At 56.9% G+C, this 23,877-nt stretch carries 23 protein-coding genes and 6 pseudogenes; 13 read left to right on the top strand and 16 right to left on the bottom strand.

Annotated features, from left to right (window positions below; genetic code table 11):
• Window position 1: 1 nt before the first annotated feature.
• The 5 genes from E4P00_RS21050 to E4P00_RS21070 all read right to left on the bottom strand — a co-directional run bounded on the left by E4P00_RS21050 (window position 2) and on the right by E4P00_RS21070 (window position 7,781).
• A complete protein-coding gene (locus E4P00_RS21050) occupies window positions 2-2,563 on the bottom strand; it encodes a TonB-dependent receptor plug domain-containing protein (RefSeq protein WP_248132917.1) in 2,562 nt (853 codons plus the stop codon).
• 120 nt (window positions 2,564-2,683) lie between these two features.
• Window positions 2,684-4,240, bottom strand: a complete 1,557-nt coding sequence (locus E4P00_RS21055; protein WP_248132918.1) for an ABC transporter substrate-binding protein — start codon at window positions 4,238-4,240, stop codon at window positions 2,684-2,686.
• A 4-nt stretch (window positions 4,241-4,244) separates the two neighbouring features.
• Window positions 4,245-5,450, bottom strand: a complete 1,206-nt coding sequence (locus tag E4P00_RS21060) for an LLM class flavin-dependent oxidoreductase (protein ID WP_115488690.1) — start codon at window positions 5,448-5,450, stop codon at window positions 4,245-4,247.
• Window positions 5,451-5,463: 13 nt separating this feature from the next.
• Window positions 5,464-6,690, bottom strand: coding sequence for a lipase family protein (locus tag E4P00_RS21065; RefSeq protein ID WP_248132919.1), 1,227 nt, complete (start codon window positions 6,688-6,690; stop codon window positions 5,464-5,466).
• Window positions 6,691-6,704: 14 nt separating this feature from the next.
• Window positions 6,705-7,781 (bottom strand): ABC transporter substrate-binding protein, encoded by a 1,077-nt coding sequence (locus tag E4P00_RS21070; protein WP_248132920.1) that lies wholly within the window; start codon window positions 7,779-7,781, stop codon window positions 6,705-6,707.
• A 345-nt stretch (window positions 7,782-8,126) separates the two neighbouring features.
• Here E4P00_RS21070 and E4P00_RS21075 point away from each other — a divergent pair, with 345 nt between their 5' ends.
• The gene (locus E4P00_RS21075; protein WP_248132921.1) at window positions 8,127-9,203 is read left to right on the top strand and encodes a sigma-54 dependent transcriptional regulator; all 1,077 of its coding nucleotides are present in this window, start codon (window positions 8,127-8,129) and stop codon (window positions 9,201-9,203) included.
• A 165-nt stretch (window positions 9,204-9,368) separates the two neighbouring features.
• Here the strand turns inward: E4P00_RS21075 and E4P00_RS21080 are convergent, their stop codons facing one another.
• From E4P00_RS21080 to E4P00_RS21105, 6 genes and pseudogenes are all read right to left on the bottom strand, one after another.
• Complete coding sequence (locus E4P00_RS21080) at window positions 9,369-10,160, bottom strand: amino acid ABC transporter ATP-binding protein (protein ID WP_248132922.1); 792 nt, start codon at window positions 10,158-10,160, stop codon at window positions 9,369-9,371.
• Entirely contained in the window at window positions 10,153-10,803 is a 651-nt protein-coding gene (gene ehuD, locus E4P00_RS21085) for an ectoine/hydroxyectoine ABC transporter permease subunit EhuD (RefSeq protein WP_248132923.1), read from the bottom strand. The genes E4P00_RS21080 and ehuD overlap by 8 nt, the downstream gene beginning before the upstream one ends.
• Entirely contained in the window at window positions 10,800-11,480 is a 681-nt protein-coding gene (ehuC, locus tag E4P00_RS21090) for an ectoine/hydroxyectoine ABC transporter permease subunit EhuC (RefSeq protein WP_248132924.1), read from the bottom strand. Before ehuC ends, ehuD begins: the two co-directional genes overlap by 4 nt.
• Window positions 11,481-11,578: 98 nt before the next feature.
• Window positions 11,579-11,851 carry a hypothetical protein gene (locus E4P00_RS21095; protein ID WP_248132925.1) on the bottom strand — a complete coding sequence of 91 codons (273 nt, stop codon included), beginning with the start codon at window positions 11,849-11,851 and terminating at the stop codon, window positions 11,579-11,581.
• Between the two features lie 123 nt (window positions 11,852-11,974).
• Window positions 11,975-12,847: an ectoine/hydroxyectoine ABC transporter substrate-binding protein EhuB gene (gene ehuB, locus E4P00_RS21100; RefSeq protein WP_248132926.1), complete on the bottom strand. Its 873-nt coding sequence runs from the start codon at window positions 12,845-12,847 to the stop codon at window positions 11,975-11,977.
• A gap of 222 nt (window positions 12,848-13,069) precedes the next feature.
• Window positions 13,070-13,187 (bottom strand): annotated as a pseudogene (locus E4P00_RS21105) (IS5/IS1182 family transposase); the annotation flags it as partial.
• Between the two features lie 564 nt (window positions 13,188-13,751).
• Between E4P00_RS21105 and E4P00_RS21115 the strand changes: the two are divergent.
• The 5 genes and pseudogenes from E4P00_RS21115 to E4P00_RS21135 all read left to right on the top strand — a co-directional run bounded on the left by E4P00_RS21115 (window position 13,752) and on the right by E4P00_RS21135 (window position 16,718).
• On the top strand, window positions 13,752-14,426 hold the full coding sequence (locus E4P00_RS21115; protein ID WP_248132928.1) for a hypothetical protein: 675 nt from the start codon (window positions 13,752-13,754) through the stop codon (window positions 14,424-14,426).
• Window positions 14,399-14,599 carry a YceK/YidQ family lipoprotein gene (locus E4P00_RS21120; RefSeq protein ID WP_248132929.1) on the top strand — a complete coding sequence of 67 codons (201 nt, stop codon included), beginning with the start codon at window positions 14,399-14,401 and terminating at the stop codon, window positions 14,597-14,599. Before E4P00_RS21115 ends, E4P00_RS21120 begins: the two co-directional genes overlap by 28 nt.
• Window positions 14,572-15,131: pseudogene (locus E4P00_RS21125) on the top strand (tyrosine-type recombinase/integrase); the annotation flags it as partial. The gene E4P00_RS21120 and the pseudogene E4P00_RS21125, both read left to right, overlap by 28 nt.
• Window positions 15,132-15,313: 182 nt before the next feature.
• Window positions 15,314-15,661 (top strand): NirD/YgiW/YdeI family stress tolerance protein, encoded by a 348-nt coding sequence (locus E4P00_RS21130; protein ID WP_248132931.1) that lies wholly within the window; start codon window positions 15,314-15,316, stop codon window positions 15,659-15,661.
• Window positions 15,662-15,734: 73 nt separating this feature from the next.
• Window positions 15,735-16,718, top strand: coding sequence for an alpha/beta fold hydrolase (locus E4P00_RS21135; RefSeq protein ID WP_248132933.1), 984 nt, complete (start codon window positions 15,735-15,737; stop codon window positions 16,716-16,718).
• 211 nt (window positions 16,719-16,929) lie between these two features.
• Here the strand turns inward: E4P00_RS21135 and E4P00_RS21140 are convergent.
• A pseudogene (locus E4P00_RS21140) lies at window positions 16,930-17,019 on the bottom strand (site-specific integrase); the annotation flags it as partial.
• Window positions 17,020-17,345: 326 nt separating this feature from the next.
• Here E4P00_RS21140 and E4P00_RS21145 point away from each other — a divergent pair.
• The 3 genes and pseudogenes from E4P00_RS21145 to E4P00_RS21155 form a co-directional block, all read left to right on the top strand.
• Window positions 17,346-18,143 carry a phosphodiesterase gene (locus E4P00_RS21145; RefSeq protein ID WP_248132935.1) on the top strand — a complete coding sequence of 266 codons (798 nt, stop codon included), beginning with the start codon at window positions 17,346-17,348 and terminating at the stop codon, window positions 18,141-18,143.
• Between the two features lie 322 nt (window positions 18,144-18,465).
• Entirely contained in the window at window positions 18,466-18,660 is a 195-nt protein-coding gene (locus E4P00_RS21150) for a YceK/YidQ family lipoprotein (RefSeq protein WP_248132948.1), read from the top strand.
• 8 nt (window positions 18,661-18,668) lie between these two features.
• Window positions 18,669-18,826 (top strand): annotated as a pseudogene (locus tag E4P00_RS21155) (DUF2514 family protein); the annotation flags it as partial.
• Here the strand turns inward: E4P00_RS21155 and E4P00_RS21160 are convergent.
• The 4 genes from E4P00_RS21160 to E4P00_RS21175 form a co-directional block, all read right to left on the bottom strand.
• Window positions 18,823-19,032: a hypothetical protein gene (locus tag E4P00_RS21160; RefSeq protein ID WP_248132937.1), complete on the bottom strand. Its 210-nt coding sequence runs from the start codon at window positions 19,030-19,032 to the stop codon at window positions 18,823-18,825. The pseudogene E4P00_RS21155 and the gene E4P00_RS21160 sit on opposite strands and share 4 nt — an antisense overlap.
• Window positions 19,033-19,202: 170 nt before the next feature.
• Window positions 19,203-19,421 (bottom strand): hypothetical protein, encoded by a 219-nt coding sequence (locus E4P00_RS21165; RefSeq protein WP_248132939.1) that lies wholly within the window; start codon window positions 19,419-19,421, stop codon window positions 19,203-19,205.
• Between the two features lie 497 nt (window positions 19,422-19,918).
• Window positions 19,919-20,275, bottom strand: coding sequence for a type II toxin-antitoxin system RelE/ParE family toxin (locus E4P00_RS21170; protein WP_248132950.1), 357 nt, complete (start codon window positions 20,273-20,275; stop codon window positions 19,919-19,921).
• 2 nt (window positions 20,276-20,277) lie between these two features.
• A complete protein-coding gene (locus tag E4P00_RS21175) occupies window positions 20,278-20,568 on the bottom strand; it encodes a type II toxin-antitoxin system ParD family antitoxin (protein ID WP_248132941.1) in 291 nt (96 codons plus the stop codon).
• Window positions 20,569-21,237: 669 nt separating this feature from the next.
• Here E4P00_RS21175 and E4P00_RS21180 point away from each other — a divergent pair.
• The 4 genes and pseudogenes from E4P00_RS21180 to E4P00_RS21195 form a co-directional block, all read left to right on the top strand.
• Window positions 21,238-21,525: pseudogene (locus E4P00_RS21180) on the top strand (integrase core domain-containing protein); the annotation flags it as partial.
• A gap of 20 nt (window positions 21,526-21,545) precedes the next feature.
• Window positions 21,546-22,069: pseudogene (locus tag E4P00_RS21185) on the top strand (DUF2165 domain-containing protein).
• Window positions 22,070-22,399: 330 nt separating this feature from the next.
• A complete protein-coding gene (locus E4P00_RS21190; RefSeq protein ID WP_248132943.1) occupies window positions 22,400-22,642 on the top strand; it encodes an Arm DNA-binding domain-containing protein in 243 nt (80 codons plus the stop codon).
• A 433-nt stretch (window positions 22,643-23,075) separates the two neighbouring features.
• Window positions 23,076-23,877, top strand: an 802-nt coding sequence (locus E4P00_RS21195) for a BapA prefix-like domain-containing protein (RefSeq protein WP_248132944.1), incomplete at its 3' end; no start/stop codon positions are given.

Here is a 23,877-nt window from a genome sequence, read left to right on the forward strand (position 1 = left end):
ATCAGAATTGATAGTCGACCTGGGCCAACAAGGTGCGGCCAGGCATGGGTTGCAAAAAAGTGTTGGTGGAACCGGCCAGTCCGCTGACGAAGTTCAGTTCATTGGTCAGGTTGAGCACCCGTAGCGTGGTGCTCCATTGCGGTTGGCGGTAGTACACGGCGAGATCGAGGTTGTATTCGTTCGGGATCTTTACGGTCTTGCTGAGGTTCAGGTACCAACTGCTGGTCCACCAGCCTGAAAGTTCGGCGCCAAAGCCTGAGTCGAAGCGGTAGTCGACATACCCGCTGGCGGTGTATTCAGGAATCTGCACCGCGTCGAAACGCCCGGACGGCCGCTGGTTGAGGCTATTGTTATCGCCGAACACTGTGCCGTTGTCGGGAATGAACCCCGCTGAGGCAAATCCGGCCTGGGAGGTGAACTCGTTATAGGCGTTGAGCTTGGACAGGTTCAGACCGCTGCGAAGGTGGTCGTCCGGTTGATAGTGCACGGTGGCTTCCACACCCTTGATCATCAGCCGCGCGATGTTGTTATTGCTGTCAGGTGCCTGGTCGCGGGCTTGCTTGAACGCCGCCAACGTCATGAACAGCTGGTTAGGCACTGCTTCGACCTTTACCCCGACTTCATGCAGCACGCTCAAGCTCTGGAACGCCAGCGGGTTGAGCTGGTTGGCGCCACTGCCGCTGCCCCAGCCAAGGCCGTTGGAAAAGAACCCGGTGTTGACCGCCAACGAGCGGTCGAAGGTGTAGTACAGCGTGGTGTTTTCAGTCGGTTTTACATACGGGCTGACCTGGAAAGCAAACAGCCGGTAATTGTCGCTGTCCTTGCGCCGGTTGCCACCGGCGAGTACGAACGGGTTGTCGATCTCGGCCTCGATCCAGCTGCGGCTGGCGCCAATATTCAAGCCGAAATACTCGCCGTACTTGAGGTTGTGCTGGCTGAACAGGGTTTTGGTGGTCCAGGTGCTTTCAGCGGTGTATGGCGCCACCGATTCGGCGTACAGGCCGTGCCCAGCTTCATACATGGGCGGCAGGTTGAGCCAGCCGTAGTAGTTGGAGTATTGCGGCACGCCGGGTTGTCCGATCCAAGCGCCGTTGCCGCCGGCAGGGTTGGTGGCGTTGAGGCCGAGTAAGTCACCAGGGTTTTTGCCGGAAGGGTCTTCGGTCAGGTCATAGGCATTAATGGTCGAGCCAAAGCTGTTGTTCGCAGCAATCGACTGGTTGAATTCGCGGCGGTAGATCAGGCCGCTGTTGCTGTCATCGCGCAGGGTCCAGCCGCCCAGCTGGGTCTCGTTGCGCGAGCGGAACTCGAAGCGGTTATCGAAAATGTTGTCCTTCGATTGCACCTGGAATGCGCCCACGGCATCGGTGATGTCTTTGGAACGTTCATAAAACATGCTGTTGGCTACGGTGATAGTCGGCGACAGGTCGGCCTCGATACGCAGTTGCGTGGTGAAGCGCCGCGAGCTGCTTTCGTCCTCTTTGCGCTGCCCGGTCTGTGATGACAGCGACTGCTCGCCATTGCCCGCCAGCGTCGGGTCATACACCCAGCCACGCAGGCTGCCGGGGTTGGCCTGGGTATTCGGTGGGGCAGTCTGGAAGCTGCCGTCGACCACACTGTATTGGCCCTGGGCGTTGCGTTGGCGTTTTACCCAACCGAGTGTTGGCGCATCGGCGGCGCCCGAAGCCAGCACCGGCGACCACAGGGTACTGCCGTTCTGGATAATCGGTGTGGCGCGCCCGGCGTAGTATTTGCCGTCGTCTACCAGGCCCTGAGTAGCGCGGTTCCAACCGTGGGTGATGTTGTAGTCGTAGTAATTGTCGTAGCTGGCGTTCCAGTCGACGCGCACGTTGTCGTTGCGCCAGGCCAACGCGCCATAGAAGGCGTCAAAATTGTTCTCGACATTGTCATAGAAGTCCTCCTGGCGCTGCTTGGTGATGCTCACGCGGTAGGCCAGGTTGTCACTCAGAGGCCCGGTGTTGTCGATGCTGAATTTATTGGAACTGCGTGAGGTGCCGTTCGGAATCCACGAACCCAGTTCGCCGCTGAGTTTGGTCTTGAACGCGTTGAAGTCGGGTTTCTTGCTCAGGTAGTTGACGTAGCCGCCGCTGCCGGATACCGAGCCGTAGGTCACCGAGGACGGGCCGGCAACGATGTCCGCACCTTCATAGGCGTTGAAGTTGGCGGGGTGGCGCACGGCGTAACCACGCTGGCCGTCCTGGAAAATCTCCGAACCCTGGCCACGAAACTGCGGTGCGATACCCGCGTTTTGCCCGCCGCCCCGAGTGATGCCGGGCGCATATTTGACCAGGTCGTCGGCGCTATGGATCGCGCCGCTCGCCAATTGCTCGGCGTTGATTTGCACCACGGAGCGCGGCGTGTCCAGCACTTTGGTTTCCGTGCCACCGTACACTGAGGTCGGCGGGCGGGTGGGCAGTGCGTCGTCATCCGACTTGCTGGCACTTGCCTGCACGGTCACGGTTTGCAGTTGGGTATCGGAGGCAAAAGCCTGCAGCGGCAGGGTGACTGCCAGCAGCAGGGGTAAACGCAAGGCGATAGCGTGCATGGCAGAAATGACTCCTGTCGAAAATTGTTATCAATGTGATGCCCCGTAGGCGTCCCGTTGATCGGCGCAAGGCTTGAGGCCTCATCGCCGGCAAACCGGACTCCTACGGGGAATGAGGTGTCAGGCCGTGTCTTTGAGCCAGAGCTTCTCGAAGCGCCAGGTGCTGAACGGCGACTCTTCTGCCTGGGCCCCACCGACGCGCGTGGAAACGCTGTCCAGAAGGTCGGCATACCCCCAGATCAACATGCCGCCGCGTTCGTACTGGATCTGCTGCACCTGATGCACCAGAACCTTGCGTTTTTCCAGGTCGGGCTGGGCCATGGCGGCGAGGAGCAGTTCGCTGAATTGCGCGTCGTTGAAGTGGGTCTTGTTGGATACCGCAAAGGGTGCGTCGGTGTGGATTGCACTGGCGAGGAACGGTGCACCGATGCTGCCCCTGGTGCTTAGGGTCCAATCGTTTTTCAGCGGGCCCTGGAAAGTGGCGAGGTCTACTTGCTTAACCTTAAGGGTGACGCCGATGCGCTTGGCCTGCTCAGCCAGCACTAATGCTGAACTCAAGCCTGGGCCCGGGGTGGTGATCAGTTCCACCTCTAGGTTTTCCTGGCCGGCGTCCTTGAGCAATTGCGCTGCGCGCTGAGGGGCGTACGGTCGCGGGCCAAGGCTGTGGTTGAAGGTGGGGTCACTGGGCGCATACAAATCATTAGCCACTCGGCCCTGGCCATTCAGTGCGCGACGTACCAGTTCTTCGCGGTCGGCCAGCAAGCGAAGCGCCTCGCGCACCCGCGGGTCGTTGAAGGGCGGCTTGTCCAGATTCATATCGAAGGACAGCCAGTTGCCGGTCACCGATTTGATGACCTTCAACCTAGGGTCCTTCTCCAAGATCGGCAGCTGTTCGGTGGGCATCGAGTTGGCCATGTCGATCTGCCCGGCGCGCAGTGCGGCGAGGCGTGAGACCTGATCCTTGAAATCGATGATTTCGAGCTCGTCGGCGTACGGCTTACCCTCCTTGTAGTAATTCTCGAAACGCGTGAACAGCGAGCGCTGGCCGGGGGTGAAACTTTTCAGTTTGTAGGGGCCGGCGCCCACCGGATTGGTGACCGGGTGGTAATCCACCGGCACGATACCGCCGAAGTTGACCCAGGTTTCGGCCAGCGGCATATAGCTGCGGCCGTCGCGAAAGTTCAGGCGCACGGTGCGGTTGTCGAGTTTGACCAGGTTGTCGCGGTCTACCCAGTGCAACAGTGCCGCATACGGCGAAGCCAGTTGCGGATCGGTGAGACGGCGGATCGAGAACATCAGGTCGTCGGCGTCAATGGTCTTGCCGTTGTGGAACTCCAGGCCCGGACGCAAGCGCAGGGTCCAGGTGCTGGCATCCGCGTTGGGCTCGGCAAACTCTGCCAGTGCCAAGCGCGGCTGCATTTGCTCATCCCACTCCCACAACTTGCTATACAGCGCAAAGCCGCGAACGATGCCGCTACCCACCGGTTTATGCGCGTCCAGATTGCCGCTCTGGTTGCCGTCGAGAATCCCCAAGCGCAGGCGGCCGCCGTAGCGTGGCTGGTCGCTGCCGGTGGCGGCAGCCGGTGCGTCATTCGGGCCGCAACCCGCCAGCAGCAGAGCGCCGCTGGCGGTCGCGCTGTAGCCGAGAAAGTCTCGACGGCTCAGCAGTAAGGTCATGGTTTCAGGCTCCGCCGTTGGCCGAGTGCAGTTCGCGCACCGGCTCCAGCGGACGGCTCAACACCGAGCGCTCGCTGCGAAAGTGCGGCAGGATATGCTCGCCGAGTCGGTAGGCTTCTTCCAGGTGCGGATAGCCGGCGAGGAAGAACAGGTCGATGCCGAGGTTGTTGTATTCGCGAATCCGCGCCACCACGTTTTCATAACTGCCTACTAGCGCGCAGCCCGGTGGGATGCCGATATAGCCGAAGCCAGCCCACACGTTCGGGTGGATAAAAAAGTCTTCGAAACCCTGCGCCTCGTTTTTCTCGGCAAAACCGTGCTCGTAGCTCAGTTTGCGCGCGGTACGCAGCCCGGCGTGGGCGGCGACGGCCTTGACCGCGCCACGGGCGATGCCTTCGTCGAAGAAACGCTTGGCTTCAGTGCGCGCCAGTTCTTCGGTTTCTCGGGTGATCACATCAATCGACAGGCCGAAGCGAATATCGGTGCGCCCCCATTTCAACGCTCGTTGGCGCAGGTCGGCGATCAGAGCGGTGATTTCATCCGGGTGCTCGGCACGCATCAAGTAGAAATCCGCGTGCTTGGCGGCGAACTCCCGTGCAGCGATGGATGAGCCAGCCGTGCAGATAAGCGGCAACTGCGCCTTTTTCAGCGGCGCGCGCAAGCCCCCACCGTCGGCCTTGTAAAACTTGCCATCGTAGTGAAACGACTCGTTGTGCCAATAGCCCTTGACCACGTCCATGAATTCGGTGGCGCGCTCGTAGCGTGCATCGTGGTCGCTGTAGTCGCCGACCTGGCGCTGGATCGCGTCCGAGCCGCCGTTGATGATGTTCCATACCAGGCGGTTGCCGGTGGCGCGTTGGTAGGTCGCCGCCTGTTGCACGGCCACCCATGGGGTGTAGTGGTAGGGCTGGAACGCGGTGACAAATTGCAGGGTACGAGTTTCGCGGGCCAGCAGCGAGCACACCGTCCACGGCTCTTCGCCGCTGGGCGCGTTGACCATCAACACACCGCCGAACTTATTGATCTCGGCGGCCTTGGCGATCTGGCCCAGGTAGTCGATGTAAGTGAAGTGGTCGCCCACGCTGAACCCGGACACCGCCCCGGTGCTGTCGGGACCGCCCCGATGCCAGTCGCCACGGTTACGCGGGTCGCCCGGCAGGAACTGGGTTTCGCCGTGCAGCGGCAGGCGAGTAAAAAATTCGATGCTCATGCAAGCCTCCTGCTTACTGCGCGGTTGGGGCGCAGACTGGGGTGATCGGCTGGTCATTGATGACTTTGTGGGCGAATGGGATCGAGTCCTTGAGCGAGGCATTGACCGTCGCGCTGTGGCCCAGGCCTTTGTACAGGTGGCCTTCGACTACGGAACCGGCGTTGCAGGCGTCCTGCATCAGCTTGACCTGGGTCGCGGCGGCTGGGGTGACGTCTTCGGCACCGGTACCGATGAACACCGGTTTGGACGTTTTCAGGGTGGGGTAGGCGACTTGCGCGAGCCACGGCGCGAGCTGTTTGCCTTTGTAATCTTTCTTGGTGTTGGCAATGCTCAGGCCCAGGCCCTCCACGTCGCCTTCTAGAGCGAACAGACAGCTAGTGCGAGCCTGTTCGAAGATGGGCAGCGCCTTGTCGGTGTAGAAGTCCGCCGGGTTGATGCTCGGGTCGTATTGCTGGGCGGCGAGCAAGGTGTAGAAGCCGTAGACCAGGGTCGGGTCGACTTTATTGCGCACTTCCTCGCTGGGGTTTTTCGCGTAGTCGAGGGTGTAGATCACGCCGGTGCCGATGCTGCCCTTGACGCCAAGGTCCGGGGCGTAAGTGGCGGCATAGGCCGCTGCGGCAAACGCGCCTGCCCCGCCTTGGGACTGGCCGACAATCAACACCTTGTCAGCCAACCCAGGTACCCCTGCAACTACAGCCTTGGCGGCGTCGAGGATGCCGTAGGCGGCCATGCGGCTGTTCAGCAACGGGTGGCCGCCGGGTACGCCGAGCCCTTGGTAGTCGGTGGCGACCACCGCAAACCCTTCTGCCAGCCAGCGGTTGAGGTACGCCACATCGCGGTAGGAGCGACCTTGCCAGGACGGCGCACACACATCTGCGACGCCAACAGTGCCATGTCCCCAGGTTACGACCGGCCAACCGCCGGCCGGCGGTGTGCCCTTGGGCAGGAACAACGCGCCGGAAACCACTACTGGGGTTTTATTATCGATGCCATCGGTGGAGGTGTAGAGGATGCGTTGCGCGCTGGCGGCGTTTGCCAGGCTGATGGTCTTGTCTAGCGGTTCGCTGCGTAACAGCTTTCCGGGAATGGCCGGAATGGCCTTTTCCCAGGTGTAGAACGCCGAGACGCGGCCATCACCTTGTAGTGGGTCCGTTTTTGGGGCGTATACGTCAGCGGCGAACGCGCTCATGGACAAGGCCAGTACGCTGAGACCGAAGGCGAAAGAATGTGGCAGTTTCATTATCAATTTCCCTATCAAGGATTGGTGCTGACCTGGCCACGCAGTGCCGGCCAGTAGTCGGTGAGTTTCAGGTCGATCAAAGCCTGGTTGGTAAAGCCGGTAGCCAGTGACGGGCCGATCTCATAAGTGTCGCGAATCAGATGGTTGGCCAGGGCGTAGGCGGTGAGGGCCTGATAGTGGGCCTTGAGTTGCGCATCGCTTTTCGGCGCCCAGCGTTCCTTCCAGGTCACTGGGTCGTTTTGGCCGTCGCGGCGCAGCACGCTTTCAGCGGTACCGGCACGAGAGGACAGTTGGTAATAGGCGTCCTGGTTTTGCGGTTGAGAAATCCACCACGCTGCCTTGACCCAGGCGGTCGCCAGCAATTGGGTGATGTCTGGATGCTGCTGCACGAAAGACTCGGTGCCCCATAGGTCGGAGATCAGGCGCCAGTCATTGTTGCCCTGTTTGGTCGACCAGATGATCTTGCCCACGCCTTTGTCTTCCAAGGCATAGGCCTCGCTGAGCAACACGGCTGCATCGACCTTGCCGGCAGACACCGCTGCCGCGCCGACCTGCGGGTTGAGGTTGGCGATCTTGAAGTCATCGAGTTTCAGGCCTTTGCTGGCGAGGAAGTTGCTGAATGCGAACTCCCAAGGCCGGCCACGGTGCAGGGCCAAGCGCTTGCCCTTGAGGTCTTCGATGGTCTTGGCGCTGGAGCCTTCGGGCACCACCAGGTAAACGTTGTTACCACTATCGCCGGGCACGATCAGCTTGCCCGGCACACCGCCGGCACCGGCGATCACTGAGGGCAGGTCTCCGCGTACGGCGAAGTCCAGGCTGTTGTTGCTGAACCCTTCGTTGATCTGCGGGCCAGCGCCGGCGTGGGGTAGGGCGATCCATTCGAGTTTCACCCCGCGCTCGTGCAGTTGGGCCTCCAGCCAACCTTCTTCGATCACGCGGCCGGCAATCCCGCCAAACACTGGCTTGCCACCTTGCGTGTAGGCCACGATAGCGATTTTTACCGAGGCCGGGGCAGCCGACTCGGCGAGCGCCGCGCTGCTTGCCAGTAGGCCGAACAGAGCGATGAGGCTTCTGTGCCAGAAATTTCTCATGAGGTTTCTCCCTACCTGAATTCAAAACCCTTTGTAGGCGCGGGCTTGCCGGCTCCTACAGGGGATTGTGTTGGGAGCGAGAGAGCAGATTGCATGCCAGCAGCTGGAAAAATCGCTCTAGACCGCGTGCTGCATGGGCTGCAGCGTTTGAGGTAGCAATGGCCTGTCTGATCTGCTGCTGGTGGGTGAACACGTGGGTGCTGGCCGGTTGCTGCTCCAGCAACAGTGGTGGGTCATGTTGTTGGTATATGCGATAATTGAATATATAAATATTAATTTATAATTAAATGATCTAGAAAACTTCATGCACTATTGAGCACGCGCTTTTACTGCCAGGAACGCACCATGTCGCTGATCACCCATCCCAATCCTCGCGAATTGACCAAGTCGGTGCGTGCCACCGTGCTGGTCTTCAAGGACCCGCGCTCCCAGGAATTACTGTCACGTATTGAACGTCTGGCACCCAGCGAAGCCAATACCTTGATCATTGGCGAGACCGGGACCGGCAAGGAATTGGTCGCACGGCATATCCATCATCTGAGCCGTCGCGGACGTGAACCTTTCGTGGCGGTGAACTGCGGCGCGTTTGCCGAGACCCTCGTGGAAAGCGAATTGTTCGGCCACGAGAAAGGCGCGTTCACCGGCGCTACCACCCAGAAGGCCGGTTGGTTTGAAGCCGCCAACGGCGGCACGCTGTTTCTCGATGAGATCGGTGATCTGCCGTTGAACATGCAGGTGAAGTTACTGCGCGTTTTGCAGGAGCGCGAAGTGGTGCGCCTGGGCTCGCGGACACCGATCCCGATCAATGTGCGGCTGGTGGCCGCCACTAACGTTAACCTTGCCGATGCCGTCGTTGCAGGTAACTTCCGCGAAGACTTGTTCTACCGTCTGCACGTCGCCACCATTCGACTGCCGCCTCTGCGCGAGCGGCCGGGCGATATCCTGCCCCTGGCGGAATTTTTTCTCGAAGAGCACTGCCAGCGACTGGGGTACAACCGCGCCACGTTGAGCATCGATGCTGAGCGAAAGCTGTTGGAACATAGCTGGCCGGGCAATATCCGCGAGCTCGAAAATGCCATTCACCACGCCTTGCTGGTGTGCCGCAACCAGTTGGTGCAACCACCGGATCTGCATTTGGTGGACATGCGTTCCTCGGGCATTCGCCAGGACGAGGCGAACCAGGCTGCGCCTGCGATCACTGAGGCGGTGAGCCTGGAGGCGGCGTTGAATTCGTTGTTCGAGCAGAACTTTCCGGACCTCTATGAGCACATCGAGGAGACGATCTTTCGCGCGGCCTATCGCTATTGCCATGGCAACCAGTTGCAGACCGGGCGTCTGCTGAATATCAGTCGCAATATTGTGCGGGCGCGGCTGGAGAAGATTGGGGAGTTGGGCAAGCCGGTGCTGCTCGAGGGGCAATGAGAACAAGACACAAGCAATCACCAACTGGCGTTTGGCGGGGCGTTTCTATCTGTTGTGACCAGGCTCGGCACATTGCACTTTTCAATACCGCCACCAGCCGTGCAAACCACGGCTGGTGGCGGTATTCGGTGTAGGCCGCGTGGCTGCGCTTCGAAAAAATTAGGTTTAGCGTTGTTCCACCAGGTTGAGAAATCGCCGGGTACGCTCGTTGTCGGGGTTGACCAATATTTGCGCTGGCGATCCGTCAGCGACGATTTTCCCGGCCTCCATGAACAGCACTCGATCGGCGATGTCCTGGGCGAACTTTATTTCGTGAGTGACCAGCAACATGGTCATCTGCTGTTCATGGGCAATGGTGCGGATGACTGCCAGCACCTCGCCGACCAGTTCCGGGTCCAGGGCCGAGGTCACTTCGTCGAAAAGCATGATTTGCGGGCGCATGGCCAAGGCGCGGGCAATCGCCACCCGTTGCTGTTGGCCACCCGATAGTTGACTGGGGAACACATTGGCTTTGTGACTCAAGCCCACCAGGCCCAGGTACTGTTCCGTCCGGGCATTGGCTTCGTCGCGGTTCAGTTTCAACACCCGGAAGGGCGCCTCGGTGATGTTTTCCTGGACCGTGAGGTGCGGAAACAGGTTGAACTGTTGGAACACCATGCCCACGCGATGCACCACAGGCGCACTTCGGCGGCCTGGCCAATGCCAGCCCGTGGGCTTGATCGGCACCGGAACACCGGCCACTTCAATGCTGCCATGTTGATAACTTTCGAGGCCCTTGATCAAGCGCAGCACCGTAGATTTTCCTGAACCGCTCGGGCCGATCAAGGCGACTTTCTGCCCTTTCGGAATGCTCAGGTCGAGGTGGTCGATGACCCGGGTGCTGCCAAAGTTTTTCACCACTTGCTTGAGCGAAATCTGCGCTGGCGCAAGGCGCTGGGTGTGGATGAGATCAGTCATGAGTGCGGTTTTCGAGGTATTTGAAGAACAGGGACGTCGGTACGCTGATTGCCAGGAACATCAGGGCCATGACGGTATAGGGTTCGTTGTAACGGTAGGTCATGCCTGCGATCTGCTTGGTCGCCTGGAACAACTCCGGGATGGTGATTACCGCCAGCAGCGGGGTTTCCTTGAACATGCCGATCAGGTAATTGCCGAGGATCGGCAGCATCGGTTTCAGGGCTTGGGGCAGGATGATCCTTTGCCAGGTCGTTGCCGTTTCGAAATCCAGCGCCCTGGCGGCTTCCCATTGCCCGGCCGGCACATCTTCGATGGCACCCCGGTAGGCCTCGGCGATGTAAGCACCGTAATACAGCCCCAGGCCGATAACTCCTGTGGAGATGGCGGGTAGGGTGATCCCCAGCAGCGGGAAGGCAAAGAACAGCACATACAACTGGACCATCAACGGCGTGTTGCGGAAGAAGCTCAGGTAGCCCGTGCTCGCGGCATGAACGAGGGTGATGCGGGAGCGTTGGGCCATCGCCAACAGCAAACCCAGCAACATCGCGAGCACAAAGCCGAGCACCACCACCTGAATAGTGACCAGCAGGCCGCGAAACAGCTCCGGCAGGATAGACCAGGCAAAGGAGTAATCAAAATTCATGATGTACTCGCCTGGCGCCATGCCGTGACATGACGTTCATAACGCCGGACCAGCCAGGTTAACGGCCAGGCCATGACGAAATAGCACACAAGTACAATGCCCCAGATCAGCGTCTGTTGACCCAGGGTGGCCACCAGTTGCCCGCCGGAAAATGTCAGGTCGCTCAGGGTGATCAAGGACACCAGGGAGGTGGTTTTCATCAGCTCCACCAGTTGATTGCCCAGTGGCGGTAGCATGAACGGCAGGGCCTGAGGCAACAGGATTCGCCGAAAAGCCGTCACGGCCCCAAAGTCCAGCGCCCGAAGCGCATCGCGCTGCCCGCGGCTGACGTTGATCAGTGCCGAGCGGACGATTTCCGAGCCATAGGCAGAAAAGGTCAGGCCCAGGCCGATGACGGCGGTGGTCATGGGCGGCAAGCTGATCCCGAACAACGGCAAAATGAAAAACAGGTAGAACAACAGGACCAGCGCTGAGATGCCGCGCAGCACTTCGACGTAGACCGTGGCAGTCCAGCGCAGGATGCGCAAGGGTGACAGGCGCATCAGCGCGATGATGAAGGACATGAGTAGCACCACCAGTTCCGCCAGGAAAGTGATTTCCAGGGTCGTCAGTGCCCCCGTTGCCAACTGCCGGGAAATGAAGGTCGCGGTATCTATCGTCGAAGATTCGAAAAACATGGCCGGTACTCGTGTGGGTTGAGGCCGATTGCTGCCTGGAGGTTCATAGCGTACCGGCAGGTAACGGTGCGAGACTGCTCAATCATCAGTCCCCGTCCCTAGTGGGGCGCGACTAACTCGCCCAGGGTGTTGCCGTAAAGATCCTTCAGGCGTCCCAGACGCGGGCGGACAATCACCGCGTCGCCAGCGGCAACGTCCAGATACAGCCGGGCGCTGATGGGTGCACCAACCTTGGCGAAGTTGCTCACCACAATATTTCGTCTCTGTTTCGACGTGGCTGCGCGCTCTTCGGTGAGGCCGAGAAACTGCGCGATGTTGGCCACGCCATCCAAATGAAACCTAATGCACTCGGGTGTGCTGATCGAAATCATTGTCACCGGTCATCTGGCACATTACGAATTTGGCGGTGTTCTCGCACAAGTCACCGCAGTACAAGTCGATGAAGACACGATGGTGTGCTTGTACAAAACGAAGTTCTCTCAGTGCGGTGAATGTCAGAGTGCACAGCGTTGCGCCGCCGTCACGCCGGTTTCCGGCAATTCGTTTTCGGTGTAGCCGTACTTCTGCAGAATCTTCAACAGCTCACCGGAAGCCCGCAGCTTTGCTAATTGATCGTTGAACGCCTGGATGAACTCAGGATCGTTTTTTGGCAGGCCATAGGCGTGGTAATTCCAAGTCGGCTTACCTTGGGCGTCGGGAATCTGGTTGAAGGGTAGGGCGCGTTCGATCGCCGGGCTGTCGGTTTTTTTCACCAGACTGACGACCGAGGCATCAGGGAAATACACCACGTCCACGCGGTCGGACTGCAGCGCGGCCAGTGCCTCGATGTCTTTGTCGAACAGGATGACGTTGCCGGCAGCAATGCCGCTGTCCTTGGCTTCCTGCACTTGATTGGTACCGGTTTGCGTGGCCAGGCGCGCCTTGGGATTGTTGGCGACATCCTTGAGGCTGTGCAACTTCAACGGGTTACCGGCCTTGACAATAAAAGTACCGCCGGATTGGGTGACGGGATTGGAATAACCAATGACCTTGCATCGACTGGGGTTTATGAACAGGCCCGCGCCGATAAGGTCGAAGCGCCCGGCGGCAAGTCCTGGGACCAGCGAGCCGAAATCGGTGATTGGGGTGTCGATTTTAGCGATACCCAGCGGGTTTAAAATGGCCTGCAAGACTTCGACGTTGGCCCCTGTGACTTTTCCATCCGTGCCGATATAAGCGTAGGGCTGTTCGTTGGCGATACCTGCGGTCAGCCCGCTGGCGCGACCTTTCTCCAGCAAGCCGGCCATGGCAGAAGAGGCTAAGACGGCGCTCAGCAGAGCGGCAGAACCGAGGGTGACTGACAACGAACGGAGCTTGATGCCTTTCATGGTGGACTCGACGTGAAAGTGGATAAGGGGCTTGGCTGACCGATAGCGCAATGGAGAGCTTTTTATCGAGCATATAGATATAAGAATTATTTTTTAAATATCTATGAGGAATATGTATAGATCAAGGTCAATGGCGCGAAGTGCGCTGGCGTGAGTTATCGAGGGGCTCGTAGAGGGGCCGCTAGGGATGCTCCGATCAACTTGCCGGCCGGCGGCCAGTCACGGTTCGATCAGCTTAAGCAACGCGCTCCAGGGCACGAGCTGATCCATCTCGGCGAAGAAGCGTTGTCTGTTTGCGCTTGCCTGCGTATTCAAAGTCGGAAAAGCTCATTTGGCTCATGGGCAGCTCGGATCAGGGGACGGGCATATTTCAGCACATCTACAGACTTGTTCGGAGAATCCCTAGACGTATGTCGTTACGCGCGTTCACAGTACTCATTGCGCTGCTTTTTTCAGCCAGTCAGCGAGGTTAGATTGGCTTTCGTTGGCGGAAGACAAGGCCGAATGCTAAGCGCCCGATTTAATCTGTTTTCTCTATCGCCCCCTGATTGCCCTAGACGAATTCAACCTGCCACCGATCATCCGGCGCTTTACCGGCCATCATCTCGCGTGCCCTGAACACACCCAGGACGTGGTTCCATTGCTCCCTAATCGCCGGTTTCGAAGACACCTCTTTGCCTTAAGCTGACGCCAATCAGGAGGTGCCATGAGTAACCCGCGTTACTCCGAAGAATTCAAAATCCAGGCGGTCAATCAAGTGACCGAACAGAGGCCGCCTGTCACTGATGTGGTATTGCTGGTGGAGAGAACGGATGGATATGAATAACCAGACGGATCGCAAGAGTCCGATCTTCGAGGGCTCCGTGAGTCTGAGCCAGTTCGACCCAAGCCAGGATTGGGTAACATGGCCATGCTGGTTCTCGGCGGACTGGGAGGTGTGGCCCCATTTGTCGCTATGAACATCCTCGCACCGACATGGGGGAGTTCTGGGTGGGCGTTCACGTTGTCTATCGTCATGAGCGTCGTGCTAGCAATCTGTGGACTCCTTGCACCGATAGCTGTGGTCGAAGCTCTTACCAAACACAAGACGTTCAATGCACATACAGTGAAATTGCACATTGGGCCCACGGGGCTGATGGTGCCCGGACTGGCGAACGTTCCGTGGAGCGAAGTGCTGGCTACGGAAGGTATACCTGACTCCTCGACATCGATAGTGATCCAGACCGCATCCCATCTGAAATGGTTGGTGCAGACAACGCTTCCCTCTGACCTGGAGAATAGCCTGCTACCAGTTCTGCGACACTACATGGACCTTTGTGCCAAAACATCAGAAACTTTGGTGGCACGCGTCAAGCCATTCAAGCGACCGGTGTTCTATTGTTTAATCATTCTTGGGTATGTGCTCGGAGTTATCATCGCCGTCCTCATCCTGATATTGAATAACAACAGAGGGTTTATCAGCCAGCTTGTCGTTGCCATCGACAGTAACAGTGGTGATGTTGGCTGGGTGTTCAACTCTCCGAAACCTTTGGTGATCACCGTCCCTGTGGAGTGGGTCCGTATTGCGGATCCTACATAGATATTGCGCTGATCAAGGCCGCATTGGACGGAAGTGCGGGGATTTTTCTTATCTTTGTACCGCTGGCGGTGATCGACCTGCCGTTCAGCATGGTCGCCGATACGCTATTTCTGCCGTACACCGTCTTTCATACAGAGTCGGTGTTGGTGCTGATCAGGCTAAATTACTGCTAACGGCGCCGGATGGCTTGAAACTAAAGGGTGTACGCGATCGGGCGATCTTGGCCGTGCTGCTATATCACGGCTTACGCCGTGAAGAAGCCGCCCAGCTAATGACTGGCGACCTGCAGGAGCGTCGAGGCATCAAACATCTGCAAGTGAAAGGGAAGGGTGGTAGACCCGCTATTTACCGCTGCACCCAGTCGCGGCCGAACGCATTCATGCGTATCTGGAACGGGACGCTAACCGCGAACCGGGGAATGGTCCGCTGTTCCGCTCGATCCGCGGTCGCACCACCGGCGGTGGCATTTGCGCCGATGGTATCTATAAGGTGGTTGCATACTGGGCCAAGACGGCGGGCATCCACGTCGACGGACTGGGGGGGCATGGATTGAGGGCCACGGCCGCAACCAACGCCCTGGAGCATGACGCCGATATCGCCAAGGTTCAGGAATGGTTAGGGCACGCGAACATCAGCACTACCCGCCTGTACGACCGGCGCGGCCAACGGCCGGAGGATTCTCCTACGTACAAAGTGAAATACTGAACTGGGGAGGGGAACGTTACTGTTTTCTTCGGCTGAAGTGTTTTTAGTTAGCCATCGTCGCCAGTGTTGCATGTGGCCCATCAACGTCCAACGCTTTTAAGGTATCCGTGCACACAAATTAAGTTTTAATTCAGATTGACAATTTATGCTCAATTCATCCAACTCAAACTAGGACTATCGTTATGAAAGCTCGTTATGTTGCTCTGCTGCTGACTCCACTGTTCAGTGCCGCTGTTTGGGCAGGCGCAGGTTACACAGGCCCCGGCGCACAATCGGCAAACACAGTGGCCGCCGCACAAGCAGCACCTGACGACACACCAGTGGTACTGCAAGGTCACATCATCCAGAAGCTGAAGGATGAGAAATACGAATTCAAGGATACCACCGGCTCCATCACCGTCGAAATTGATGACGAAGATCTTCCGCCAGTAGCCTTCAATGACAATACTCGGATCAAGATCACCGGAAAGGTCGACAAGAGCTTGGTGAGCCGGGATATCGACGTCGATCTAGTGGAAATCATCAACTGACTTTCGATACCCAGGCCACCGACTTCATCGAACTCTATATACAGCAGCGCTTCGCCTCTCTCCTGGAACGACAATGCTCTCACGTTTTTTTACACAGCTGCGCCTGCGCAGGCTCCCCCTGTTGTGTATGGCCGTGGTGATCCTCGGGTTGCCCGCAGGTTGCGCCATCCTGCAGTACAAGGAGCGCGAATTGTTGTTTAACATCGAACCGGGCGCAGCTAGTTCATACCGTGGCCTGCCCCGCGATGTGCAGGAGTTCGAACTGAAACCGGCCAGCTTCAAGCTCGGGCACTACATCCATGGCTGGTGGTGGCCTGCCGCAAAAAAAGACGCTCCGGCGATCTTGTACTTGCATGGGGCGCGCTGGAACCTCACAGGCCAGTTGTTTCGCATCGAACAACTGCACGCCCAAGGGTTCTCGGTACTGGCCATCGACTATCGTGGGTTTGGCCAAAGCCAGGGCGACCTGCCGTCGGAAGCCAGCGTTTATGAAGACGCACGTATTGCCTGGGAACATTTCCAGACCCTGCAACCGGACCCCGTCAGACGCCTGATTTATGGGCACTCCCTGGGCGGCGCGGTGGCCATCGACCTGGCGGCGGAGTTAAGCAAGCAAGCGGCGGATAACCAGGTACCCTCTCCCGTGCAGGGGCTGGTGATTGAAGCCACATTCACGTCCTTGGCCGACGCGGCCAGAGCGATGGCTAACACTTCGCTGCCAGTGTGCTGGGTGTTATCGCAGAAATTTGCGTCCATCGACAAGATTGCCGACATTCACATGCCCTTGCTGGTGGTCCATGGACTGGACGATGGTTTTGTCCCACCGCGTTTCAGCCAGCAACTGTATGCCGCGGCGCAGGAGCCCAAACACCTGTTACTGGTGCCCGGCGTCAGACACAACAGCACCATGCACCTGGGTGGACACCGCTACCGGCAGGCACTCGATGAGTTGCTACTGACAAAAATGCCAGCACACGGGGACACTACCAAGATGAGGCCGGAATTAATTGCGAATGAACCACACTCGCCATTAAACAGCGGCCCAACGTCTGAGTAGGTTGTAATAGACAGCTGTCAATTGAACGCGTGCCAGTGTGCTGTCTCGAAATAAACCTCCCTGTGATGTAGCCATATCAATCTGATTTTTATAGAAAAACTTATAAGTAGGAAGTAACTTTATTCTGATACTGCACACTAGTGTCCTGAGCGGTTAGTTCGACTATCCATTAAGGCGGCGGTAAATTGATGGCCCAACGTCATGGACTGATGATGATCTGTTGCAACGCATCGCAGGCCCAGTATACCACCGGCCCGCTGTCCAATTGGCGATGTTTGAACGCGAGTTCAAAGGCTTTACCGATACGGCCATAGGTTTTCTGTCTCAAATCTACCCGACGATCAAGGTAATTGCCCGAGTACCACACGTCACTACCCTGGACTTTTATCGCCCGTTGACGGGGTGAATCGGCTTCCATCATGCCAAAGCTGTATTGGTAAAGTGTTCAAAGACTATCCCCATGTACAGAAAAAATGGGCAATGAACGCTTTACCGATACAGCCATAGCCCCGGTGGCTATCCGCTGTTGGGTGGCGGTTGAGCTGTAGGCGCATAGCTGTTTCGACCACAGTGGATTTTGCGATACACTCCATCGGACATTATCGGGTCAACCTCGCGAGGATTGGTATGTTAATAGCGCACTTATCAGATCTACATATCAGGCCTCAAGGTCAGCTTTATCAAGGTTTGGTAGATTCGAATGCTATGTGTGAAGCAGCTATTGCACATTTGAACACTCTCAATCCTGTTCCTGATGTCGTGATAGTAACTGGAGACATAGTGGATAGAGGGTCGCCTGCTGAGTACATGATGGCAAAGAAACTGTTGTCCGAAATAAAGCAGCCTTTATTGATTATTCCAGGCAACCATGATGACCGGCATGAGTTTCGCTCCGCACGGCTGATTGAGCCATATGGTGCAGACTTGGAGCCCTTCAACTTTATTGCCAGCGAGTTTGGCCCTGTCCGCATAATCGGTCTGGACATTACCGTGCCTGGTAAGCATCACGGCAATTTTGACGCTCAATCGAAGGAATGGCTTGAAAATGCGTTAGCGCAAGAGGCGGATCGGCCCACGCTGATCATGATGCATCACCACCCCTTTCTCAGCGGTATTCCATATATAGATATTTATGGATGCGAAAACGGCGAAAGCCTGGCAAATGTCATACAGCGCTTTCCTGCCGTCGAACGAGTTGTGTGCGGGCACATCCATCGCGCGATGCAATTACGGTTCGGTGGCTCAGTGCTGTGTACTGCGCCCAGTACTACTACTGCAATTGCTTTGCAGCTTGATCCAGATGCGCCAGAAGCTTCCTTTATTGAACCTCCAGCCATGCTACTTCACCATTGGAAGCCTGATACAGGCATCATTACTCACTGGGTACCTATAGGGAGTTTTCCTGGCCCCATGCCGTTCGCGTGAGCAGAGAGTTTCGTGCGCAGTGTCGAGGGTACGTGTTACGCGCAAGATAGCCATAACCCCACCTGAAACCCCTTCCGCACTGTTTTTTTGCATTTGGCCTCTGGTGCAACAGTCCCGCCAAACCAACCAGGGTACGACATGCGGATTTTGATAGTGGCGGTGGCGGTGGCGATGTTGGAGGGGGGGTCAACGCTCTCCGAAACCTTGGTGATCACCCTGCCTGTGGAGTTCGTCCTTATTGTGGAACCTCCATGGATATTGCGCTGATCAAGGCCGTATCGGACGGTAGCGCTGGGGTTTGCGTATCTTGGTACCGTTGGCAGTGATCGACCTACCGTTCAGCATAATTGCCGATACGCTGTTTCTGTCATATACCGCATTTCATACCGAGCCGATTCAGGAGTCGTTTGTCTCAAAAGGAAAAAGCTCGACCCTAGCTGAGCTTTCTGCCTTCTGTGACCAGATGCTGCGGTCCCGTCAAACCATAGAGGGAGCGACATGCCGATCATGGGTGTAAGACCGCCTGCCGCTATGGTGCTCTCCAACTTGCTCCAGTGGGCTGACAAAGAGCGGGAGAGCTGGCAGTGGCGTATGATCGAGCCAGAATAGCGGGGCTGGCATGTCAGAGAAGCTATGGCAGCCGACGGCCGAAGGTCAGTGTGGGGGAGGGGGAAGGTTTTTAATCCTGCCCCATCATCAAGGCCACACTCATTTCAATGAATGCTTGGTTATGGGCGAGCGTTTCGAGGGCGCCATACACATTCTTGACGGCATCTACAGAGCCACGATCACCGACCCATTTAGCGAGCTCTTCGATAGCAGCTGCCAACGCGAGTTGGTTTTCGTTTAACGCCTTAAGCAATGGGGGGATGGCATCTTCATGTCGCATGTTTGAGGGCCGACGAGAGGGCTCATAGCTGGGGTGTTTTGGGGCTGTAGAGCGTCAGCCTTTTCGTTGAAAGCTGTTCCGTCAGCGGAAGGATTTTGCGCTGCCAATGAGAATCGATCAACGAAAAGGCGACGAAGTGTAACGAAGAAGATACAGCTGAGATGGGCGTATTACTTGCTGGAGGGGGTTGCTTTGAGCTTCGCCAAGCCTTGTCGAATATGGCCCACATTTTCCCCAATTGTGTGCAGTGCTCCGCGCACGTTGTTGCCAACTTCCGCGTTACCCTCTCGTTCGATCAGCAGCGTCAGCGCCATGATTGCGGCTTCCAAAGCGAGCTGATTTTCGAAAATTTTATCCAGCACATCAGGAAGTGAGTATTGGGAGGTCATGGCATCGATTCCTTTCGAGTAGAACATCAGTTTAGCAGGCAACGAAAAATTCGTGATGGGGGAGGCGGGCTGAAAGGTTTTTACTCGGAGCAGGAAGACCATAGTTTCTTGACTGTGAAAGAAGTGTGAAGGGAGAGAGTTCAGTGGGCCCATGGACCCTATTTGTGGAAATACTCATTGTCCTGAACCCGGTTTTTCAAGTCTGTATGTTGATCAGGGAAAACTGGTAAGTCTACGGAAACCTCAGAGAGATACTGAGGTGGGCCGTGAAATTGAACGTTTATTGTGCTCGATGGCGGAAGCCTATCCACACAGGCTAACTCTACTTTTCGGCAGGTTTATAGTTGTGGGGGCGGATCCCGTCTGGCTGCGGACATAGTGCGGTAATATTTCGCGAAGTCGAGTTCCAGTGCTGTGTTGATTAGATTGATATGTAGAGATAGGGCGCCTCAGCTTTACTATTCAACATCTGGTAGGCCTTTGGGCCAGATCGGTGGTCAGTCGTTGGGCAGGTGCAGTTGCACGTCCATGGCGTCATGCAGGAGTCTAACGACATCGATCACGTCGTCGTTTGCCACACGATAGAACACGATATGGCGTGGACTCTTGACCATTCCATGGGGGTGTTTGGCATGCTGGCGTGAATAGATAAGGTGATAGCTGCGAAGGCCCGGTGCAAGCTCATCGCGATCGTGGCTGCCAAAGCGATAAGGCGTGTCAGCAATCGCTTGCAGCGACCCGAGAATCAGCGCCTGATAGCGCCGGCGTGCTTGATCGCCGAACTGCGTCTGGGAGAGCCTAAGGATGTCGACAATGTCGGCGCGCGCGGCGTTGGAAATCCGGTATTGCGCCATGCTCACTGTTTCTCGCTCGCAGGGAGGATTGCCTCCAGGCTCAAGCCCTCGAGATAGTCCTGCAGATTCCCTTCATTCAACCGCGTAAAGCGCCCGTGCTCAAGGTCCATAATGCCGATCGAGGTCGCCTGACGCAGGGCCTCAATTTTGGCGGTATCTTCGGCGACGCGTTGCTCCAATAGTCGTAAGCCTTCCCGCATTACCTCGCTGGCATTTTGATAACGGCCGGATTGAACCAGGTCATGGATAACCTGTTCCTGGTGAGGGGTCAGCACAACGTTTCGCGTCGCCATAAGTAGCTCCAGCTTTCGGCAAACAGGGTCTTTCGATCATTGGCGTATTATGCCATTTTACATGCGAACGCATATTTTTGGATTTGTATCTGACGAACTGTGTAGTACGGAGGTCATTCTTTGTGTCGTCCAGCGCGTGCTGAATCCGGACCGCGCGGACAAAATACAAATAAGCTATTGTAGCCGGGATGTAGAGGACAGTTTGGTTAGTGCAGGCTTTGTGCCTTCAATTGGACAAGCCTTGTTTGTTCTATCCGGCGTACTCCCCCGATCTTTTGCAATGCACCTCGGAGATTGTCGCCAATATCCGTCGCGTTCTGGCGCTCAGCTTAAGTTCAAAGCTGTGCCGGATGGCTCGCTTATGACACCGGCAAAGTTCATCCCTATCTCCTCTCCCTATCGGGACAACTTTGCGATGTCGATTTAGCGTGTTCGTGGTTGCGCTTAGACATGCCCGGTCATGAGATTGTGGCATCTTTCGTATGGCGAGCGTCGCTGGTTGGCGTGGACGAACTCACCGTCATCCCGCGCACCGTCAGCAGGTGGCAGATGATTCTGTTGTTCACACAGTGGCAGCCATATCGAGAAGGTGCAGCCAAAACCCGGCCCTTTGGAATGGACACTCACCGAGCCTTCGTGAGCCTCAACCAGTTGGCGGGCTCTGAGCGTTATCAACCTTTGCACGCTAGTCATGGCATCAGATGCTCAATGACCGACGGCTATGACTGCTACCAGAATGCTCTGGCGGAGAGGATAAACGGTATTTTGAAGAGCGAGTTCCTGCTGTATCGCCCTAAAAATCTGGCGGACGCAGTGAAAATGGTGGATGAGTCGGTGCTGATCTACAACGGGGAACGGCCACACCTGTCCCACAGTGATTCAGCAGACGCTTACATCAAAAATAGATACCTGGCGGATTCTGCGGGCCGACGCAGGTGTGACGTGCTGAGCCTTTAAGGCATTTTCAGGAAGTCAGTATGGTCACTCGTTATGCAAACTTGGTCCTGGTCGCAATGTTGGCGGCCTTCGCCGCGCTGGCAGTGTTCAACAACCTCGCGGACTACACCTCGAATTTCAACTTCGTCTGGCACGTACTGAGCATAGACACTACCTTCCCCTACAACGCTGCCATGTCGCCTGCGATCACCGTCCCGTGGCTATGGCACGGCGCTTACTGGCTGATCATTGCAGGCGAGGTACTGAGCGCCTTGGTGTTGGCTGCTAATGTGCCAATGTTGTGGCGCGCCCGGCACCGCAGTGATGAGCAGTTCAACCGCGCTAAGGCCTGCGCCGTCGCAGCGTCACCGCGGGCCTGTTGGTGTGGTTCTTCGGCTTTATGGTGATTGGCGGCGAGTGGTTCTTGATGTGGCAATCCCAGTAATGGAATGGCCAGAGCGCAGCATTCAAATTCTATGCAGCCATTTTGGGCGTGCTGGTGTTTCTCAATCAGCCGGATGCGGATTGCGATAGAAACGCTTCATGCCTGTCTCGATGTGGATAGCCGGCGCGCGCGCTGCCCGCACCGGGTGGTCGGTTTACTTCGTGCAGCTCAGTCGCGAATACGTCTGCGGCTCAAGCAGGAGGCCTGGGGTCATGAACGCTGAGTCGTTAAACACACGTCCCTTTGCGTTCGTGGCTTTGAATGTCGGTTCAGCGCCGCCCAGGAAGACTTCCTTGTCTTTGGTTACCGGGCCCATTGTCAGCTCATCGGTGGATGCCAGGCCGATCGTTTCGGCGGTGATTTAGTGAGTCGGTTTGTTGCTGGCGCAGTTTGCACAGTGAGAGGAGCATCTGGCCCTGATTCTGTTCGGGAGCTCGCGATGGAACTCAAATGACAGTTCGGCATGCTCGAATCACCGGTAATGACTACACCCTCGGTGACAGTGATGGTTTCACTCTCAATGTGACTGCCAGCGGCGGCAAAGTCTGGCTTTTCAGTTATTACTGGGCAGGCAAGCAGAAGCGCATGCGCCTCGGTGGTTACCCCCAAATTGAGCCTAAAGAAGCCCGTACCCGTCGTGATGAAGCCCGTGCCTTGGTTGCCTGGGGCATCAACCCCCTACGAGCATCTTAAACAACAGCGACTTGCTGTTCATGCTGCGAAGGAGCACACCTTCGAGCCCGTGTTCAATCAGTGGGCTAAGCCTGAAGGGAAGGACGTCAGAGCACGCTCTCGCAGAAAATCTACAACAAAGATGTCTGGGCGGAGGTTGGCCCACTGGTCGGCTCCCTTCGATAGTCATGTCACAGAGACGGGCCGGTGCAGGCTCCGCCCGTCAACGATTGCTGGGGTTTTCTCCACTTTTCTGAAAAGGCTGCTTAAATCAGTCTAAATGGTTTGGTGAAAAATCCCACAGACCTTCAGGATATTTCTTATGAGTATGTGCGCCTGTTAATGCCCAAACACGTCATGTGTTCCCGGCGTTATTGGTTTGGCTGACTGGGCTTGGATGTCATTCGACGAAGGGCGCCGCAGTCAGACCCCTTACATTTGGAGCGAAGCACGCATGGCTCAGGTTAGTCTGATAGATATCACGTCTGGAAAATTGGTCGCGCAATCAACGGGAAACTCTATCACCGTTGGCGGCCCTAGTATTGTTAAGATTTCGTTGAATCCTCAAACGCTGAAGTCTGCTTCTCAGGCTGGAAGCGACTTGGTTATTGAGCTAACGACGGGTGAACAGATCGTTCTCAAAGGCTTTTTTATTGTCTCGGCTGACGGGCTGCGCAATGAGTTGGTCCTGGAGCATCAAGGCAAATTCTGGCACGCAACTTATGAACCAGATCATGCATCGCTTTCTTTAAAAGAGATTTCTAACGTAGATGAGCTGCTGGTGGATGACGGAGACAACACCTTCATGTGGCTGCTTGGAGCGCTTGGCCTTGGCGGCGTAGCGGCACTGGTCGGTGGTGGTGGTGGTGGTGGTGGTGGTGGTGGAAACGCGGCCGTCAGCGCCACCAAGCCGTCTGCACCTTTGATCAATTTCGATATCCAGTCCAACACACTGGCTATTCAAGGTCGCCCTGGTGGTCTATTTGAGGTCAAGGGAGAAGGCGGCCAAGTACTTTCCGCTGGTACGCTTGGTAATGATGGGCGCGTGCAAGTCCAGCTGCCACCCACTGCCAGCCACCAAACTATCACGACGACCCAGACGGTGGATGGTCTTCAGTCTGATCCTTCTGTGGCGCTTACCTTGCCGCTGATGACACCGACGTTGGGCGTTGTAGATCCTGATACGGGTGCATTGCCGGTCACCGGCAAGCCGGGTTCGACCGTGCAATTGCTGGACGAGAACAACAACCCGATTG

The organism is Pseudomonas sp. B329, assembly GCF_023127835.1.
Classification (GTDB): domain Bacteria; phylum Pseudomonadota; class Gammaproteobacteria; order Pseudomonadales; family Pseudomonadaceae; genus Aquipseudomonas; species Aquipseudomonas synxantha_A.

Bases quoted from the DNA above. Each gene is read 5' to 3' on its own strand.
- E4P00_RS21050 (WP_248132917.1), bottom strand. From the start codon at position 2,563: ATGCACGCTATCGCCTTGCGTTTACCCCTGCTGCTGGCAGTCACCCTG.
- E4P00_RS21055 (WP_248132918.1), bottom strand. From the start codon at position 4,240: ATGACCTTACTGCTGAGCCGTCGAGACTTTCTCGGCTACAGCGCGACC.
- E4P00_RS21060 (WP_115488690.1), bottom strand. From the start codon at position 5,450: ATGAGCATCGAATTTTTTACTCGCCTGCCGCTGCACGGCGAAACCCAG.
- E4P00_RS21065 (WP_248132919.1), bottom strand. From the start codon at position 6,690: ATGAAACTGCCACATTCTTTCGCCTTCGGTCTCAGCGTACTGGCCTTG.
- E4P00_RS21070 (WP_248132920.1), bottom strand. From the start codon at position 7,781: ATGAGAAATTTCTGGCACAGAAGCCTCATCGCTCTGTTCGGCCTACTG.
- E4P00_RS21075 (WP_248132921.1), top strand. From the start codon at position 8,127: ATGTCGCTGATCACCCATCCCAATCCTCGCGAATTGACCAAGTCGGTG.
- E4P00_RS21080 (WP_248132922.1), bottom strand. From the start codon at position 10,160: ATGACTGATCTCATCCACACCCAGCGCCTTGCGCCAGCGCAGATTTCG.
- ehuD (WP_248132923.1), bottom strand. From the start codon at position 10,803: ATGAATTTTGATTACTCCTTTGCCTGGTCTATCCTGCCGGAGCTGTTT.
- ehuC (WP_248132924.1), bottom strand. From the start codon at position 11,480: ATGTTTTTCGAATCTTCGACGATAGATACCGCGACCTTCATTTCCCGG.
- E4P00_RS21095 (WP_248132925.1), bottom strand. From the start codon at position 11,851: ATGATTTCGATCAGCACACCCGAGTGCATTAGGTTTCATTTGGATGGC.
- ehuB (WP_248132926.1), bottom strand. From the start codon at position 12,847: ATGAAAGGCATCAAGCTCCGTTCGTTGTCAGTCACCCTCGGTTCTGCC.
- E4P00_RS21115 (WP_248132928.1), top strand. From the start codon at position 13,752: ATGGCCATGCTGGTTCTCGGCGGACTGGGAGGTGTGGCCCCATTTGTC.
- E4P00_RS21130 (WP_248132931.1), top strand. From the start codon at position 15,314: ATGAAAGCTCGTTATGTTGCTCTGCTGCTGACTCCACTGTTCAGTGCC.
- E4P00_RS21135 (WP_248132933.1), top strand. From the start codon at position 15,735: ATGCTCTCACGTTTTTTTACACAGCTGCGCCTGCGCAGGCTCCCCCTG.
- E4P00_RS21145 (WP_248132935.1), top strand. From the start codon at position 17,346: ATGTTAATAGCGCACTTATCAGATCTACATATCAGGCCTCAAGGTCAG.
- E4P00_RS21160 (WP_248132937.1), bottom strand. From the start codon at position 19,032: ATGCGACATGAAGATGCCATCCCCCCATTGCTTAAGGCGTTAAACGAA.
- E4P00_RS21165 (WP_248132939.1), bottom strand. From the start codon at position 19,421: ATGACCTCCCAATACTCACTTCCTGATGTGCTGGATAAAATTTTCGAA.
- E4P00_RS21170 (WP_248132950.1), bottom strand. From the start codon at position 20,275: ATGGCGCAATACCGGATTTCCAACGCCGCGCGCGCCGACATTGTCGAC.
- E4P00_RS21175 (WP_248132941.1), bottom strand. From the start codon at position 20,568: ATGGCGACGCGAAACGTTGTGCTGACCCCTCACCAGGAACAGGTTATC.
- E4P00_RS21190 (WP_248132943.1), top strand. From the start codon at position 22,400: ATGACAGTTCGGCATGCTCGAATCACCGGTAATGACTACACCCTCGGT.